At 73.7% G+C, this 16,070-nt stretch carries 15 protein-coding genes; 5 read left to right on the top strand and 10 right to left on the bottom strand.

What is annotated here, in order from left to right; genetic code table 11:
* Nucleotides 1–225: 225 nt before the first annotated feature.
* On the top strand, nucleotides 226–1,374 hold the full coding sequence (locus BFL37_RS07485) for a glutathione S-transferase family protein (protein ID WP_086514515.1): 1,149 nt from the start codon (nucleotides 226–228) through the stop codon (nucleotides 1,372–1,374).
* Nucleotides 1,374–2,165 (top strand): alpha/beta hydrolase, encoded by a 792-nt coding sequence (locus BFL37_RS07490; RefSeq protein ID WP_086514516.1) that lies wholly within the window; start codon nucleotides 1,374–1,376, stop codon nucleotides 2,163–2,165. Before BFL37_RS07485 ends, BFL37_RS07490 begins: the two co-directional genes overlap by 1 nt.
* Here BFL37_RS07490 and BFL37_RS07495 read toward each other — a convergent pair.
* Nucleotides 2,128–2,502: a DUF6804 family protein gene (locus BFL37_RS07495; RefSeq protein WP_086514517.1), complete on the bottom strand. Its 375-nt coding sequence runs from the start codon at nucleotides 2,500–2,502 to the stop codon at nucleotides 2,128–2,130. The genes BFL37_RS07490 and BFL37_RS07495 overlap by 38 nt on opposite strands.
* An 89-nt stretch (nucleotides 2,503–2,591) precedes the next feature.
* On the opposite strand from BFL37_RS07495, the gene BFL37_RS07500 reads away from it, so the two are divergent.
* Nucleotides 2,592–3,632, top strand: coding sequence for a zinc-dependent alcohol dehydrogenase family protein (locus tag BFL37_RS07500; protein WP_086514518.1), 1,041 nt, complete (start codon nucleotides 2,592–2,594; stop codon nucleotides 3,630–3,632).
* A 15-nt stretch (nucleotides 3,633–3,647) separates the two neighbouring features.
* On the opposite strand, the gene BFL37_RS07505 is transcribed toward BFL37_RS07500, so the two are convergent.
* Together BFL37_RS07505 and BFL37_RS07510 are read right to left on the bottom strand one after the other, a co-directional pair.
* Nucleotides 3,648–3,965 carry a putative quinol monooxygenase gene (locus tag BFL37_RS07505; protein ID WP_086514569.1) on the bottom strand — a complete coding sequence of 106 codons (318 nt, stop codon included), beginning with the start codon at nucleotides 3,963–3,965 and terminating at the stop codon, nucleotides 3,648–3,650.
* A gap of 65 nt (nucleotides 3,966–4,030) precedes the next feature.
* Entirely contained in the window at nucleotides 4,031–5,785 is a 1,755-nt protein-coding gene (locus BFL37_RS07510; protein ID WP_086514519.1) for a pyruvate dehydrogenase, read from the bottom strand.
* Between the two features lie 104 nt (nucleotides 5,786–5,889).
* On the opposite strand from BFL37_RS07510, the gene BFL37_RS07515 reads away from it, so the two are divergent.
* On the top strand, nucleotides 5,890–6,633 hold the full coding sequence (locus tag BFL37_RS07515) for a DUF1684 domain-containing protein (protein ID WP_086514520.1): 744 nt from the start codon (nucleotides 5,890–5,892) through the stop codon (nucleotides 6,631–6,633).
* On the opposite strand, the gene nagA is transcribed toward BFL37_RS07515, so the two are convergent.
* The 7 genes from nagA to BFL37_RS07550 all read right to left on the bottom strand — a co-directional run bounded on the left by nagA (nucleotide 6,615) and on the right by BFL37_RS07550 (nucleotide 14,866).
* On the bottom strand, nucleotides 6,615–7,802 hold the full coding sequence (gene nagA, locus BFL37_RS07520) for an N-acetylglucosamine-6-phosphate deacetylase (protein WP_086514521.1): 1,188 nt from the start codon (nucleotides 7,800–7,802) through the stop codon (nucleotides 6,615–6,617). The two genes, BFL37_RS07515 and nagA, sit on opposite strands and share 19 nt — an antisense overlap.
* Nucleotides 7,784–8,569 carry a glucosamine-6-phosphate deaminase gene (gene nagB, locus BFL37_RS07525; protein WP_086514522.1) on the bottom strand — a complete coding sequence of 262 codons (786 nt, stop codon included), beginning with the start codon at nucleotides 8,567–8,569 and terminating at the stop codon, nucleotides 7,784–7,786. Before nagB ends, nagA begins: the two co-directional genes overlap by 19 nt.
* A gap of 85 nt (nucleotides 8,570–8,654) precedes the next feature.
* On the bottom strand, nucleotides 8,655–10,307 hold the full coding sequence (locus BFL37_RS07530; protein WP_086514523.1) for a beta-N-acetylhexosaminidase: 1,653 nt from the start codon (nucleotides 10,305–10,307) through the stop codon (nucleotides 8,655–8,657).
* Between the two features lie 5 nt (nucleotides 10,308–10,312).
* The gene (locus BFL37_RS07535; RefSeq protein WP_206601267.1) at nucleotides 10,313–11,257 is read right to left on the bottom strand and encodes a carbohydrate ABC transporter permease; all 945 of its coding nucleotides are present in this window, start codon (nucleotides 11,255–11,257) and stop codon (nucleotides 10,313–10,315) included.
* Nucleotides 11,254–12,225 (bottom strand): carbohydrate ABC transporter permease, encoded by a 972-nt coding sequence (locus tag BFL37_RS07540; RefSeq protein WP_086514524.1) that lies wholly within the window; start codon nucleotides 12,223–12,225, stop codon nucleotides 11,254–11,256. Before BFL37_RS07540 ends, BFL37_RS07535 begins: the two co-directional genes overlap by 4 nt.
* A 92-nt stretch (nucleotides 12,226–12,317) precedes the next feature.
* Nucleotides 12,318–13,646, bottom strand: a complete 1,329-nt coding sequence (locus BFL37_RS07545; protein ID WP_086514525.1) for an extracellular solute-binding protein — start codon at nucleotides 13,644–13,646, stop codon at nucleotides 12,318–12,320.
* 56 nt (nucleotides 13,647–13,702) lie between these two features.
* Nucleotides 13,703–14,866 (bottom strand): ROK family transcriptional regulator, encoded by a 1,164-nt coding sequence (locus BFL37_RS07550; protein WP_086514571.1) that lies wholly within the window; start codon nucleotides 14,864–14,866, stop codon nucleotides 13,703–13,705.
* Between the two features lie 243 nt (nucleotides 14,867–15,109).
* Here BFL37_RS07550 and BFL37_RS07555 point away from each other — a divergent pair, with 243 nt between their 5' ends.
* Nucleotides 15,110–16,027, top strand: coding sequence for an ROK family protein (locus BFL37_RS07555; RefSeq protein WP_086514526.1), 918 nt, complete (start codon nucleotides 15,110–15,112; stop codon nucleotides 16,025–16,027).
* The last annotated feature ends 43 nt before the right edge of the window (nucleotides 16,028–16,070 follow it).

Raw genomic sequence — 16,070 nt, forward strand, 5'->3', positions numbered from 1 at the left:
CGCACGGTGACGCGTGCGGTCGGACGGTGGCGAGGGGACCGGCCTCGAGCAACCGGGGTTCCGGGTCGGGGGTGGGATCTGGGTCCGCCGCCTGCGCCCGGCCGCCTCGGGGAGGACGGGCACGTAGAGGAGTTTAGGGCACGCGGGACCCGGTGCGCGCCGGTGTGCGCGGTGCGGCTCGTCCCGGCCCGGTCGCCGCGGGCGGCCCCGGCCTAGGGTGGATGCATGACGGATCAGGCGACACCCGCAGGCAGCAACGAGGCGGGCGCTCCCGGCCGCTACGTGGAGGAGGGTGAGTTCACCCGCGACACGAACTACATCGAGGACCGGATCCTCCGGGACGGCTCGCAGGGCTGGCCCGTCGAGGCCGGCCGGTACCGCCTCGTCGCCGCGCGCGCGTGCCCGTGGGCGAACCGCTCGGTCATCGTCCGCCGCCTGCTCGGCCTCGAGGACGCCATCTCGCTCGGCCTGCCCGGCCCGACGCACGACGCGCGCAGCTGGACCTTCGACCTCGACCCCGACGGACGCGACCCCGTCCTCGGCGTCGAGCGCCTGCAGGACGCGTTCTTCGCGCGCTTCCCCGACTACCCGCGCGGCATCACGGTGCCGGCGCTCGTCGACATCCCCTCCGGCCAGGTGGTCACCAACGACTACCCGCAGATCACGCTGGACCTCTCCACCGAGTGGACCGAGCACCACCGCGAGGGCGCGCCCGACCTCTACCCCGTCGCGCTGCGGGCCGAGATCGACGAGGTCGCCGACCTCGTCTTCCGCGACGTGAACAACGGCGTGTACCGCTGCGGCTTCGCCGGATCCCAGGAGGCGTACGAGAAGGCCTACGACCGCCTGTTCTCGCGCCTGGACTGGCTGAGCGACCGGCTCGCGACGCAGCGCTACCTCGTGGGCGACACGATCACCGAGGCGGACGTCCGCCTGTTCACCACGCTCGCGCGCTTCGACGCTGTCTACCACGGCCACTTCAAGTGCAACCGGCAGAAGCTCGACGAGATGCCCGTGCTCTGGGCGTACGCCCGCGACCTGTTCCAGACGCCCGGGTTCGGCGACACCATCGACTTCGTGCAGATCAAGCAGCACTACTACCTGACGCACACCGACATCAACCCGACGCGGGTCGTGCCCACAGGCCCCGAGACGTGGGGCTGGCTCGAGCCGCACGGCCGCGAGGAGCTGGGCGGCCGACCGTTCGGCGACGGCACCCCTCCCGGCCCGGTCCGCGAGGACGAGCGCGTGCCCGACGGCCACGGAGCCGTGCCGCGCGGCGGGCGCGAGACGCGGCCCTCCGAGGCGCCGGCGTCCGTCTCCGGGTCGCCCGTGCCCGGATCGGCCGGCGCCGGATCCGCGAGCGGCGCCTGATGGCCGCGCGCGCCGCCGCCGCCTCCGTCACGCCCCGCCGCCGGATCCTCGGCCTCGCCATCCGGCACGTCCCCGCCGTCGCGCGCTCCCTCCGCGGCACGCCCGCCGCGGGCACGGACGTGGTCCGGCGCTCCGCCGGCGAGCAGGGGCTCCCCCTCGACATCGCCGTCTGGACGCCGCCCGGGCACGACCGCTCGGCGACCGGATCACCCGTGCTCGTCGTCCTCGCCCGGCACGACGGCGACTGGCTGCCGTCCACGCTCGCGAAGGACCTCCGCGCGGTCGTCGTGACCATGGCGCCCGACGACGACGAGCAGGCCCTCGCCGGGCTGTCCTGGATCGCGTCGCACGCGGCCGGCTGGAACGGCACGCCGGAGCGGCTCGGGATCCTCGGCGACGGCCCGGGCGCCGACCGCGCCCTCCGCATCACCGCGCTCGCCCGCGACGCCGACGGTCCGGCCGTGCTGCGGCTCGTGCTCGTCAGCCCGTCCGGCGACGTGCCGAGCGCCTCATCCGCCGACCGCCAGGGCCACGGCCGCGACCGGCTGCCGGACGCGCTCGTGCACGTGGGCGGCGCCGACGCACGGCTCGACCACGTCGTCGAGGGCGTCGCGGCGCTCAAGGCGGCCGGGGTGAAGGCGCGGCTCGTGCGGATCCCCCGCGCCGACCAGGGCTGGCTCGCCTACCCCGCGGCGGACCCCGCGCTCGCCCGCCGGTCGCTCGACGAGATCGTCGCCTACCTGCGCCGCGGGCTCACCGAGGAGCGCGCGTTCGGGGTCGGCCCGGCGTAGGGTCCGCCTCCGCGGGCACCTTCACGAGGATGCCCGCGGCGATGAACACGATCGCGGCCACGTACTGCAGCGACTGCCAGGTGACGGCCTCGACGGGGATCACGGCGACCGGGTTCCACATGACGGCGACGGCCGCGAGCAGCGCGGCGCTCCACCAGCTGCGGGCGCGCACTGAGAACACGATCATGATGAGCGCGAGGATCGCGACCGCGAACCGCACGACCGTGAAGAGCTCGCCGTCGATCACCGCGAACCCGGCCAGCAGCACGATGGCGCCGAGGAGCCCGGGCGCGAGCGACGGACGGGTGAACGCGGGGGCGGCGGGGGTGCGGGTCACCGGCCCAGTCTGCCAGCGCGCGCCGGGAGCGGGCCGGCGCTCGGATACCGTGGACGAGCCCGTCCCCGCCCCGACCCCGAGGAGCCCCCATGCGCGCCGTCGTCTACGAGCATTTCGGCGAGACCCCCGTCGTCCGCGAGCTGCCGGATCCCGCGCCGTCGGCCGCCGGCGTCGTCGTGCGCGTCGAGGCCACGGGCGTCTGCCGCAGCGACGCGCACGGCTGGCTCGGCCACGACGACGGCATCGAGCTCCCGCAGGTGCCGGGCCACGAGCTCGTGGGGCGGATCCACGAGGTCGGCCCCGAGGTCACCCGCTTCCAGGTGGGCGACCGCGTCACCGTCCCGTTCGTCTGCGCGTGCGGCCGCTGCGCCGAGTGCCGCGCCGGGAACGGCCAGGTGTGCCGCGACCAGACGCAGCCGGGCTTCACGCACTGGGGGTCGTTCGCCGAGCTCGTCGCGCTGCACGACGCCGACGTGAACCTCATCCCCGTCCCCGACGACCTCGAGGCGGGCGCCGCCGCGCTCCTCGGCTGCCGCTTCGCCACGGCGTTCCGCGGGCTGGTCCACCGGGCGCGGATCCAGCGCGGCGAGCGCCTCCTCGTCATCGGCTGCGGCGGCGTGGGCCTCAGCGCGGTGATGATCGGCGTCGCGGTCGGCGCGGAGGTCATCGCGGTCGACGTCGACCCCGCCGCCCTCGCACGCGCCTCGGAGCTCGGCGCCGAGTACACGATCGACTCGTCGGATCTCTCCGAGCTCGACGTCCTCGACGCGATCCACGCGGTCTCCCCCGACGGCGTGCAGGTGTCCGTGGAGGCGCTCGGGCGCGAGTCCACGCTCCGGATCAGCCTGCTCGCGCTCGCGCCGACGGGCCGGCAGGTGCAGATCGGCCTGTTCGCGAGCGAGCCGACGGTGCCCCTGCCGTTCGTCATCGGCCAGGAGCTGAGCCTGCACGGCAGCCACGGCATGCCCGCGCACGACTACGCCGAGCTGATGGCCATGGTCGCGTCGGGCGCGCTCCGCCCCGAGCTGCTCATCGAGCACCGCATCACGCTCGACGAGGCCCCGGCCGCGCTCGAGGCGCTCGCGTCGGGCGACCGCTCGGCGGGGATCACGCTGGTCGAGGTGAGCTGAGCCGAGCGCGGGGCGCTAGAGCGCGCCCTGCAGCTCCGAGCCCGCCGGGATCGGCGTGAGCCGCGTGACCACGGCCGGACCCGTGATGAGGCCCGCCAGCGACGCGCCCATGCGGGCGACCGCCTCGCCCGCGCCGTGCGCGTCGAGGTCCTCCTCGGACGACCACTTCTCGAGCATCACGATGGTGCCGTCGGGGGCGTCGTGGATCGCGTAGACCTCGCAACCCTCCTCCTCGTGGACCTCGGCGATGCCGCGGGACAGGGCGGCGACGGCCTCGTCGTGCTTGCCCTCGACGGGCGTGAAGACGGCGGTGACGACGACGGGGTGGGACATGGGGATCTCCTCGGTTCGGGTGGTGCTGGTGACGGTGGTGCTGATGGACGCGCGGGCGGGTTCGCTCACGGACGCGGGATGTTCCGCAGGTTCGAGCGGGCGAGCTTCACGGCCTCGCCGACGCCGCCGTTCATGACGATCTTCGACATCGACAGCGCGAAGCCCTTGACCTGCGCGGCCGTGATCTCCGGCGGGATCGACAGTGCCATCGGGTCGGTCACGAGGTCGACGAGCGCGGGCCCGTCGTGCGCGAACGCGGCCTCGAGGGCGCCGCGGATGTCGGCCGGGTCCTCGACGCGCTGGGAGTGGATCCCGAGCGCCGCCGCCACCGCCGCGTAGTCGACCATCGGCACGTCGACGCCGAAGTCCGGGATCCCGTCGACGAGCATCTCGACCTTCACGAGCCCGAGCGTGGAGTTGTTGAACACGACCACCTTCACGGGCAGGTCGTACGCGGCGACCGTCACGAGCTCGCCCATGAGCATCGACAGCCCGCCGTCGCCCGAGACGGAGACGACCTGGCGCTCCGGGTACGCGACCTGCGCGCCGATCGCCATCGGCAGCGCGTTGGCCATGGATCCGTGCACGAGCGACCCGATCATCCGCCGGCGCCCGTTCGGCGTGAGGTAGCGCGCGCTCCACACGTTGCACATGCCGGTGTCGCTCGTGAATACGGTCTCGTCGCCCGCGACCTCGTCGAGGATGCTGGCCGCGTACTCCGGGTGGATCGGCTTCAGCTTCTCCGCCTTCGACGTGTACGCGCCGACGACCTTCTCCACCTTGTCGTCCTGCTCCTCGAGCAGCTTCTCCAGGAACCTCCGGTCCGTCTTCCGCTCGACGAGCGGCAGCACCGCGCGGATCGTGTAGAGCGCGTCTCCGTGGATCGCGATGTCGACGTCGGTGCGGCGGCCGAGGCGCTCGGGCGCGATGTCGATCTGCGCGGTCCGCACCTCCTTGCCGGGCAGGAACTGGTCGTAGGGGAAGTCGGTGCCGATGAGGATCAGCAGGTCGGCGCCCGAGATGCCGGCCGCCGCGGCGCCGTACCCGATGAGGCCGGTCATGCCGACGTCGAACGGGTTGTCCTGCTGGATCACGTCCTTGCCGCGCAGCGAGTGCCCGACGGGCGCGGCGATCCTGTCGGCCAGCTCCATGAGCTCGGCGTGCGCTCCTCCCGCGCCCCGGCCCGCGAAGATCGCGACGCTCTTCGCCTCGTCGATGGCCGCGGCGAGCGCGCGCACGTCCTCCTCGGCGGGCACGATCGCCGGCCGGCGCGGCAGCGAGAACGCGGGCGCCTCGCCCTCCGCCTCGAACTCGGCCACGTCGCCGGGCAGCGTGATGACGCTGACGCCGCCGAGCGCGAGCGAGTGCCGCATCGCCTGGTCGACGACGCGGGGCGCCTGCACGGCGGTCGAGATCATCTCCGTGTAGTGCGAGCACTCCACGAAGAGGCGGTCGGGGTGGGTCTCCTGGAAGTAGCCGGACCCGATCTGGTTCGTGGTGATGTGGCTCGCGATGGCGAGCACGGGCGCGCCCGAGCGGTGCGCGTCGTACAGCCCGTTGATGAGGTGCAGGTGGCCGGGGCCGCAGGATCCGGCGCACACGGCGAGCTTGCCCGTCAGCTGCGCCTCGGCGGACGCGGCGAACGCGCCCGCCTCCTCGTGCCGCACGTGGATCCAGTCGATGCCGCCCTTGCGGCTGCCGCCCGTGCGCCGCACGGCGTCGACGACCGGGTTGAGGCTGTCGCCGACGACCCCGTAGATCCGGCTCACCCCCGCCTCGATGAGCTGGGCGATGAGCTGGTCGGCGACCGTGCGTGCCATGGAGCGTCCTTCCGTCGGTGGATCCAGTCAATACCCGCCGCCTCCGCGCGACCTCCGCGCGGCGCGGACGGGAATGCGACCGGGCCCGGTGCGTTGACCCTCACGTGACCGACACGACGACCGATGCCGCCCGCCCCGACGCCGCCGACCCCGATGCCCTCGCCGCCGCCCAGGCCGACTACGAGGCGTGGCACCGCGCCCGCCTCGCCGCCGTGACGAGCCCGTTCGGCAGCCTCGCGCTCGTCCAGACGACGTGGCTCGCGCCCGGCGAGGAGGTCAGCGACCTCGAGGCGCTCGAGGGCCAGCCCGACACCGTGCAGCTCACCCGCATCGAGCGCATCTCGCTCGACACCGGCGAGCCCGAGCACGGCTACCGGCTGTGGGACTCGGCGTCACCGAGGAACCGCGCGTTCGAGGACATCGAGGTCTACCCGTACGCGCCCGAGTGGATCCTCGAGGGCCGTTTCGAGCGCGTCGACGACGACCGCGTGATCCCCTTCGAGCACATCGCCGACGCCGGCCGCACGCGCGAGCTGCCCGTGCCCGGCGACATCGTGGTGACCATCGAGGGCGAGGAGGTGCGCCTCAGCGCCTTCGCCGACGGCGACCGCCTCCAGCTCGTCTTCGCCGACGCGACCACCGGACGCGAGAGCTACGCGCCCAGCCGCTTCCTGTTCCTCCCCCGCCCGGACGGCGACGGACCGGTGACGCTCGACTTCACGCGCGCGGTCGTCCCGCCGTGCGGCTTCTCCGACTGGATGAACTGCCCGCTCCCGCCCGCCGGCAACCGCCTCGCCGCGGCCGTGCGCGCCGGCGAGCGCCGGGTCGTCTACCGCGACGAGGCCTGACCCGGATCCGTCCCGGGCACCTCGGCGCCCGCGGCCCAGACGCGGGCGACCTGGAGGTCGGGCGCGAGCGCGACGACGTCGGCGGCGGATCCCGCACGCAGCAGCCCGAGCCGGTCGCCCATGCCGAGCGCCCGCGCCGGCGTCGAGGCGAGGGCCGCCACCGCGTCCGGCAGGGCGAGCCCCACGTCGCGCACCGCGATCCGCAGCGCCTCATCCTGCGTGAGGGTCGAGCCGGCGATCGTGCCCGCGCCCGACAGGCGCGCGATGCCGTCGCGCACGTCCACGTCGAGCGAGCCGAGCAGGTAGCGGCCGTCGGCGGATCCGGCCGCGGCCATGGCGTCGGTGACGAGCGCGACGCGGCCGGGCGCCTCGCGGAACAGGAGCGCCGCGACCGCCGGGTGCACGTGCACGCCGTCGAGGATCAGCTCCAGCGTCACGCGCTCGTCCGCGACGGCGGCCATGACCGGGCCGGGCTCGCGGTGGTGGATCCCGGGCATGGCGTTGAACGCGTGCGTCAGGACGGTCGCGCCCGCGTCGAAGGCCGCGCGCGCGAGGTCGCCCGTGCAGGTCGTGTGCCCGACGGCCGCGACGACGCCCGCCGCGACCAGCCGGCGGATCGCGTCGAGCGCGCCGTCAAGCTCCGGCGCGATCGTGACCTGCCGCAGCACGCCGTCCCCCGCCTCGAGCAGGGCCTCGATGCGCGCGGGCGTCGGATCCACGAGGTGCTCGTGCGCGTGGGCCCCCGCCGCGTGCGGCGACAGGAACGGGCCCTCCAGGTGCGCGCCGAGGACGGTCGGGTCCTCGGCCATCGCCTCGCGGATCGCGCCGAGGGAGCGGACGAGGTCGGGCACCGGGTTCGCGACGAGGCTCAGCACCGAGCGGGTCGTGCCGTGGCGCCGGTGCAGCGCGACGGCCGCGCGGATCCCCGCCGCCCCCTCGTCGTGGGATCCGCCCGCACCGCCGTGCACGTGCAGGTCGACGAACCCGGGGACGAGCGTCGCGTCGCCGAGGTCGACGGTCCGGTCCGCGGGCGGCGCCTCCGACCCGCTGCCGGCGGCCGCGATGGCGTCGCCGTCGAGGAGGATCCACGCGTCGTCGACCGTGCCGCGCGCGTCGACGGCCCGCGCGGCGCGGAGAAGAGTGGTGCCGCTCACGAGACGCGCTGCCATTCCGGCTTGTCGTCGTAGGTGCGCCGGTAGTAGTCGGCGAGCGTGAGGCGCGACGCCGCGGCCTCGTCCACGATGACCACCGCGTGCGCGTGCAGCTGCAGGACGCTGCCCGGCACGAAGGAGGTGAGCGGCCCCTCGACGGCCGCGGCGATCGCCTGGGCCTTGCCCTCGCCCTGCGCCACGAGCACGAGCTCGCGGGCGTCGAGGATCGTGCCGAGCCCCTGGGTCATGCAGTGCGTCGGCACGTCGTCGACGTGGTCGAAGAAGCGCGCGTTCGCCTCCCGGGTCGCGGGCGCGAGCGTCTTGATCCGGGTGCGCGAGGCGAGCGACGACGTCGGCTCGTTGAATCCGATGTGCCCGTTCGCGCCGATGCCGAGGATCTGCACGTCGATGCCGCCGGCGTCGCGGATCGCGCGCTCGTACTCCTCGGCGGCCCGCCGCAGGTCGGCGGCGCGGCCGTCGGGCACGCGCACGCGGTCGGGGTCGAAGCCGAGCGGCCCGACCACGTCGCGCGCGATGACGCTCGCGTACGACTCGGGGTGCGCGAGCGGGATCCCCACGTACTCGTCGAGCGCGAACCCGCGCGCCTCGGCGAACGAGACCTCCTCGGCGTCCACGCGGCGGCGGAGGTCGGCGTAGAGCCCGGAGGGACTGGATCCGGTGGCGAGCCCGATCACCGCGTCGGGCTTCCGGGCGACCACGGCGGCGACGCGCGCGGCGGCGACGCGGCCGACGACCTCGGGCGTGGGCAGGATGATCACCTCCACGACGCCACCTCCTCCGCGCGGGCGAGGCGGTCGACGGACGGGCGGACGGGTGCGGCGGGCGCGAGCGGGCGCGGGTCGACGGCCATCACTCGGCGATGCTCGCGACGATGCCGTCGATGTACGCCTGGCGCTCCTCGCGGGTCGCGGGCCTCCCGACGATCCCGGGCCGCATCTGCCACGGCATGGGCCCGGACGCGCGCCGGTACTCGACCCCGAACGCGTCGAGCCGGGCGAGGTGCACCGCGAGCCGCGCGTGGAAGTCGTCGACGTCGCGCGCGCCTTCCGGCCTCGGCGACCACACCGCCTCGGCGAGCGCCGACAGCCGCGGGAACACGAGGTAGTCGATGGTGCGCGGCGAGTCCATGTGCTCGGTCCAGATGTTGGCCTGGCCGCCGAGCACGTGCTCCGCCTCCTCCGGCGTGAGCGCGTCGGGCACGGGCTCGAACGCGAGCACATCCTCGAGCGTCAGCGGGATGGAGACGGGGATCGGCTCGTCGGGCCCGTCGGACTGCCGGTAGTCGAGGTACACCTGGTCGTCGGGGCAGGCGACCACGTCGTGGCCGCGGCGCGCGGCCGTGACGGCGCCCGTCATCCCCCGCCAGGAGGCGACGACCGCGGAGGAGGACACCTCGCCCTCGAGGATCTCGTCCCAGCCGTACATGGTGCGGCCGGCCGCGGTGATGTGCGCGTCGAGCCCGCCGATGAACCAGCTCTGCAGCTCCAGCTCGTCGGTGAAGCCGCGCTCGCGCATGAGCTCCTGCGTGCGCGGATCCGCGGCCCACTGGTCGCGCGGGCACTCGTCGCCGCCGATGCCGACGTAGCGCGACGGGAACAGCTCCATCACCTCGTCGAGCACGTCGCGGTAGAACGCGAGCGTCGACTCCTCCATGTTGAGGACGTCGTGGATGATGCCCCAGCGCGTGTGCACGGCGCGCGGCTGGTCCGCGCTCCCGACCCCGAGCTCCGGGTAGGCCGCGATCGCTGCGAGCGAGTGGCCCGGCACGTCGATCTCGGGCACCACGTCGATGTGGCGCGCGGCCGCGTAGGCGACCACCTCGCGGATGTCGTCCTGCGTGTACCAGCCGCCGTGCGGGCGGCCGTCGCCGGGCGAGTCCTCGGAGGCGCCGACCTGCGTCTCGGCGCGCCACGACCCGACCTCGGTGAGCCGGGGGTACCGGCGGATCTCCACGCGCCAGCCCTGGTCGTCGGTGAGGTGCCAGTGCAGGGTGCTCAGCTTGTGCATCGCCATCAGGTCGATGAAGCGCAGCACGTCGTGCTTGGGCAGGAAGTGGCGGGCCACGTCGAGCATGGCGCCGCGCCAGCGGAACCGCGGTGCGTCCTCGATCGCGACGGCGGGCACGGTCCACGCCACACCCGCGACGGGCGCCCGGCGGAGCACCTCGGGCGGCAGCAGCTGGAGGAGCGTCTGGCACGCGTGGAAGACGGCGGTCTCGTCGCCGCCGCGGATCCGGACGCCGCGGTCGGTCACGTCGATGCGGTGCGCGGCCGGCGCGAGCGACGGATCCAGCGCGAGGGAGATCGCGCCGTCGGCGGCGCCGGCGTCGCCGGCGGAGGCGAACGGGAACCCGGTCGCCGGCCGCAGGGCCGACTGCAGCCACGCCACGGTCGCGGCGAGCGCGTCGGGCGCCTGGATGCGGGTGCCGGGTTCGAGGCGGAAGGCGCCCTCCCCGACGACGAGCGAGACGGGGGCGGGGATCACGGCGGGGACGGTGGTCATGCGGGTCAGCCCTTCACGGCGCCGGCGGACATGCCGGACACCAGGTTGCGTTGGATGATCATGAAGAAGACGACGACGGGCAGCGAGAACAGCACGGACGCGGCCATCTGGGCGCCGAAGTCGGTGCCCGTGGTCTGGGTGGTGAAGGAGGCCAGCCACACCGGCAGCGTGTAGTGCGACTGATCCTGCATGAACGTGTTCGCGACGATGTAGTCGTTCCACGCCGCGATGAAGGCGAACACGCTCGAGGCGATGATGCCGGGCATCACGAGCGGGAACAGGATCCGGGTGAGCACCTGCCAGGTCGAGCACCCGTCGATGCGGGCCGCCTCCTCGAGCTCCACGGGGATCGCGAGGAAGAAGCCGCGCATCACCCAGATGGTGAACGGCAGCACGGCGCCGACGTAGGCGAGCACGAGGCCGAGGTAGGTGCCGATGAGGCCGATCTGGGTGAAGATCAGGAACTGCGGGATGAGCAGCGCGGTCGCCGGCAGCATCTGCACCACGAGGATCGCCACCATGATCGGCCGGCGCCCCCGGAACGAGAACCGCGAGAGCGCGGCGGCCGCCAGCAGTCCCAGCACGATGGAGAGCACGACCGCGCCCGCCACCACGACGGTCGAGTTCCGCAGGTAGAGCAGGAAGTCGCCGTTGGTGAGGGCCGCGACGAAGTTCGAGATCGTCGGGTCCTGGGGCAGGAAGCCCGGCGTCCGGCTCATCGACTCGGAGCGCGGCTTGAACGCGGTGTTCACCATCCAGTAGACGGGGAAGATCCACACGACGCAGAAGACCGCGGCGATGGAGTTCCCGATCCACGGGCGGCGACGGCGCCTCCGGGAGGAGCGCGCGAGGCTCCGGCGCTCGCCTCCGCCGCCCGCGACGACCGCGGCGGCCTCGTCCTCGGTCTCGGGCGGCACGGCGCCGGTGCCCGCGGGTGCTGTCGTGGTCACAGGTCTTCTCCCGATCGGATGAGGTTGCGGATGTAGAACGCGGTGAGCACCAGCAGGAGCAGCGTGGTCACGACCGAGATGGCCGCGCCCTGCCCGAGCTCGAAGCCGACGAACGCGGTCGTGTAGGTGAAGACGCCGAGCGTCGAGGTGGCGTCGTCCGGGCCGCCCTGCGAGACGAGCCAGATCTGGTTGAAGACGTTGTAGTCCCAGATCACCGAGAGGATCGTCACGAGCAGCAGCGTGGGCTTGAGGAACGGCAGCGTGATGGTGCGGTACACCGCGAGCTCCGAGGCCCCGTCGAGGCGCACGGCCTCCTTCAGCTCCGGCGGGATCTGCGTCTCGGCCGCGTACAGCGTCAGCGCGATGAACGGCACCGCCTGCCAGACGATGAGCATCCAGATGGACGTGTACGCGAGGAACGCGTCGTTCGCCCAGTCGACGTCGGTCATGTCGCCGAAGACGCCGACCTGCGTGAGCAGCCAGTTGACGACGCCGTAGCCCGGCTGGAACAGCCACTTCCACACGAGGGAGGAGGCGACGTTCGGCATGGCCCACGCGAAGATCAGCACGATCGTGACGGCGTAGCGGAACGGCGTGCTGATGCGGGTCATGAGGTGCGAGACGCCCGTGCCGATGGCCACGCTGCCGATGACCATGGCCGCCGTGAAGACGATCGTGCGGACGAGCGAGGCCCAGAACGCGGGGTCCTGCACGAGGTCGGCGTAGTTGCCGAGTCCGACGCTCTCGTAGGCGCCGGTGTAGAGGGTGCGCTGGTCGGAGTCCGTGGTCGACGTGACGACCAGGTAGACGATGGGCGCGACCAGCACCACCAGCAGCACGAGGCCGGCGGGCGAGAGCAGCCAGGCGGGCGCGGAGCTGCCGCGCCGCCGGGCGGCGGGCTGCCGGGGCGAGCCGGTCGGGGCGGTGGATCCGCGGCGCGTCGCCGGGCTCGTGCGGGTGAGGGCCACGAGGCCTCCTTCGGATGGTGGTGCGGGTGCGGCGGTGCGGGATCGGTTCCGCGGGAGGGGCGCCGCCGGGGTGGCCGGCGGCGCCCGGTGCGCTATCCCGCGTTGAGCTTCTCGTCGGCGGCGGCGTCGAAGTCCTCCGCCGCGGCCTCGGGCGTCTTCGAGCCGGAGGCGATGGCGGCGAAGAGCTGGTTGATGCTCTTGTCGCCCTCGAGGTCGGCCCAGCTGCCGCTCGCCGGGGTGGCGTTCGAGCGGAGGGCGGCGTCGAAGAAGCCCTTGTCGAGCGGGGACAGCGAGCTCGACGCGGCCTCGACGGCCTCGGTGCTGTTCGGGATCCAGGTGTCGTTGCCGAAGACCCACTCCGACTGGATGTCGGGGCTCGCGGCGATCTTCGCCCACTGGAGCGCGAGCTCCGCGTTCTTCGACTTGGCGGAGATGCCCCAGTCGGAGCCGCCCAGCATGACCGGCTGCGTCTCGCCCGACTTGCCCGGGAACGGGAAGCTGCCGAGGTCGTCGTCGGTGAGCTCGGGGTTCGCCTTCTTGATCATGTCGATGTACCCGTTCGAGGCGAGGATCGCGCTCGTGGTGCCGTCCGCGAAGATCTGCGTCTGGTCGGGCGCCGTGGTGTCGAGCGTGCGGGAGGCGGCGGTCGAGTAGGCGTTCTGGAACTCCTGGAAGTCCTTCAGGCCCTGCTGCGCCTCCGCGTCGCCGAGGCCCGGGGTCCACGTGCCGTCGGCCTCGGTCGCGAGCTCGCCGCCCGCGTCCCAGACGAACTGCATGCCGGCGAACCAGTACTGGCCGGGCATGTAGAACGGCGAGAAGCCGTCGGTGGAGGCGTTCGCGGCGGCGACCTTCTCGAGCGCGGCCGTGAGCTCCTCGTAGGTGGTCGGGGCGGCGGTGACGCCGGCGTCGGCCCACATGGTCTTGTTGTAGATCACGGCGCGGGCGCCCGCGAAGCCGGGCACGGCGTACAGCTTGCCGTCGACCGTGGCCGGCGCCTCGAGGCCCTCGAGCCAGGTCTGGCCCTGCGCGAGGTCGTCGCGGTAGGAGGTGAGGTCCATGAGCCCGCCGTTCGCGGCGTAGCTGGCGACCTGCGTGTTGCCGATGTCGATCACGTCCGGCGGGGTGGAGGTCGAGAGCGCGGTCGCGACCTTGGTGGTGATCCCGTCCCACTGCTGCGTCTGGATCTCCACCTCCGCGCCGGTGGCCTCCGTGAACTCGTCGTTGATGGCCTGCATGGTCTCGTCGGTGTAGTCGCCGGTCATGACCCAGACGTTCAGGGTCTTGCCGTCACCGTCGACGGCGGCGATCTCCTGCGCGGATCCGTCGCCGGCCGCGGTGGTGCCGCCGCTGGAGCAGGCGGTGAGGGTGAGGGCGGCCGCGAGGCCGAGGCCGGTGAGCGCGGCCCGTCGTGTGTGTCGCATGGTGGTCCTCCTGTGGATCGGTGCGGTGGGTGCTGTGCGGGTGGATGGGGTCGGGGTCAGCGCACGCCGAGCTCGCCCTGGAGCATGAGCGAGGCGCCGCCGAGGAGCACGAGGTCGTCGTCGTCGTCGCGCATGCGGAGGGACAGCGCGTCGCCCACCGAGGTGAGCGTGCGCGCGCGGATGGTGGCGACGGTCGCGTCGCGGAGGGGGCCCTCGATCAGTTCCCGGGGTCCGGTGACGACGACGTGGTTGAGGTTGAGCGCGCTGATCACGGGGGCGATGACGACGCCGAGCGCGCGCCCCGCGTCGCGGAGGACGGCGTCGCGGGCGTCGCCCTCGAGTCCCGCGATGCGCCGGGCGAGGTAGCGCGCGCCGATCACCGTCTCGAGGCAGCCCGAGCGGCCGCACGTGCAGAGGTCGCCCTCGTCGGGCTCCCCCACCGTGACGTGGCCGATCTCGCCCGCGGCGAACTGCTCGCCCTCCACCAGCGCGCCGCCGATCACGAGGCCGACGCCCACGCCGTCCTCGATCGTGACGACCATGACGCTCTCGCCGGGGACCTCCGCGAACATGTGCATGCCGATCGCCGAGAGGTTCGCGTCGTTGGCGATCCGCACGGGCACCCGGAAGTGGTCGGCCATCCTGTCGCGGAGCGGCACGTCCGACCACGCGAGGTCGAGCGCCTTCCGCACCACGCCCCGGTCGTCGACGATGCCGGGGACGCCCACCGCGATGCCGAGGAGGCGCCTCGTGGTCTGCGCGACCAGGCGCTCGGCGAGGCGCACGACCTTGGCGACGGCCGCGTCGCCCGTGGCGCCGTCGACCTCGAGGGCCGACTCCGCCAGCACCTCGCCGCGCAGGTTCATCACGGCGCCGACGAAGCGGCGCCCGTTGGAGAGGTCGAGCGCGACGATGTGGAAGGAGTCCGCGTCGATCTCGACGAGCTTCGCGGGCTTGCCGACCCGGGCGTCCTCGCGCTGGCCGACCTCGGCGACGATGCCGTCGGCCGCGAGCTCGCCGACGAGGACCGACACCGTGGGGCGGGTGAGGCCGGACTCGCGGGCGAGGTCGGCGCGGCTCATGGCGCCGCGGTGGAAGAGGGCCTGCAGCATCATCGACCGGTTGTGCAGGCGGGCGTGCTGCGGGAGCGACTTCGACACGGGGCGCCGGGTGCGGACGCCCCCGGTTTCTGAGGCGGCGTTGGCCAGTTCGGTGGGCATGTTCGCCGTCTCCATTCCATCCGGTCGTCATCGACTGCTTGGAGCGTTAGTAAATCCTCCTTACAAACGGGTGTCAAGCGATCCCGCGGGATCTGTCCGCGAAATCTCCCGGAAACACGGCCCTCGGTCCCCATCCTCCGGATCCGGACCTTGTGGCCGTCGGATTTGTAATGTTTACTAACGAACGCGGCGCCGGCGCCCCCGCCGGATACCGGCGCTCCGGACGCCGCAGGAGGGACACCGGTGCGCATCGGACTCGACATCGGCGGCACCAAGGTCGAGGCGGTCGCCGTCGACGCCGACGACGCCGTGGTCGGCTCCCTCCGCCGCCCCGCGGGCCACGGGGCCGCCGAGGTGCTGGCCAACGCGGCCGCCGCGGTCGACGAGCTCGTCGCCGGGCTCGGCTCCCCCGCCGTCACCTCCGTCGGCGTCGGCATCCCCGGCATGGTCGATCCCGCGACCGGCACCGTGCAGCACGCCGTCAACCTCGGCATCGACGGCTTCCCCTTCGGCGTCGAGCTGGAGGGCCTCCTCGGCGTCCCGGTGGCGCTGGAGAACGACGTGAACGCCGCCGCGGTCGGGGTCTCCCGGCTGCTCGACCTCCGCGGATCCCTCGCCTACCTCAACGTCGGCACCGGCCTCGCCGCCGGCATCGTCACCGACGGCGTCCTGCGCCGCGGCGCGCGCGGCGGCGCGGGCGAGATCGGCCACGTGCAGGTCGACCCGGCCGGCCTCCCCTGCCCCTGCGGCCAGCGCGGCTGCCTCGAGACCATGGCCTCCGGCGGGGGCATCGCCCGGCAGTGGCACGGCACGGGCGCGCACGCCGCGGTCGAGGTGCTCCGCGCGTCCGAGCAGGGCGACCCGCTCGCCGTCGCAATCCGCCGGCGCCTGGCCGAGGGCATCGCCGCGGCCGTCCGGATCCTCGTGCTCACGGTCGACGTCGACGCCGTGGTCGTGGGCGGCGGCGTCAGCCGGCTCGGCGCGCCCCTGCTCGAGGACGTGCTCGGCGTGCTCGACCGGCAGGCCGCCACCTCCCCCTTCCTCGGGAGCCTCGGCATCCCCGACCGCGTCCGCCTCCTCCCCCCGGACCTGCCCGCCGCGTCCGTGGGAGCCGCCCTGCTGCGCCCGGCCCGCGAGCTCGACCGGCCCCTCGGCCGCTGACCCGCACCACCGCCCCACCCGCACCACCGCCCCACCCCTGGAA

It is taken from the genome of Clavibacter michiganensis (assembly GCF_002151125.1).
Lineage (GTDB): Bacteria > Actinomycetota > Actinomycetes > Actinomycetales > Microbacteriaceae > Clavibacter > Clavibacter michiganensis_C.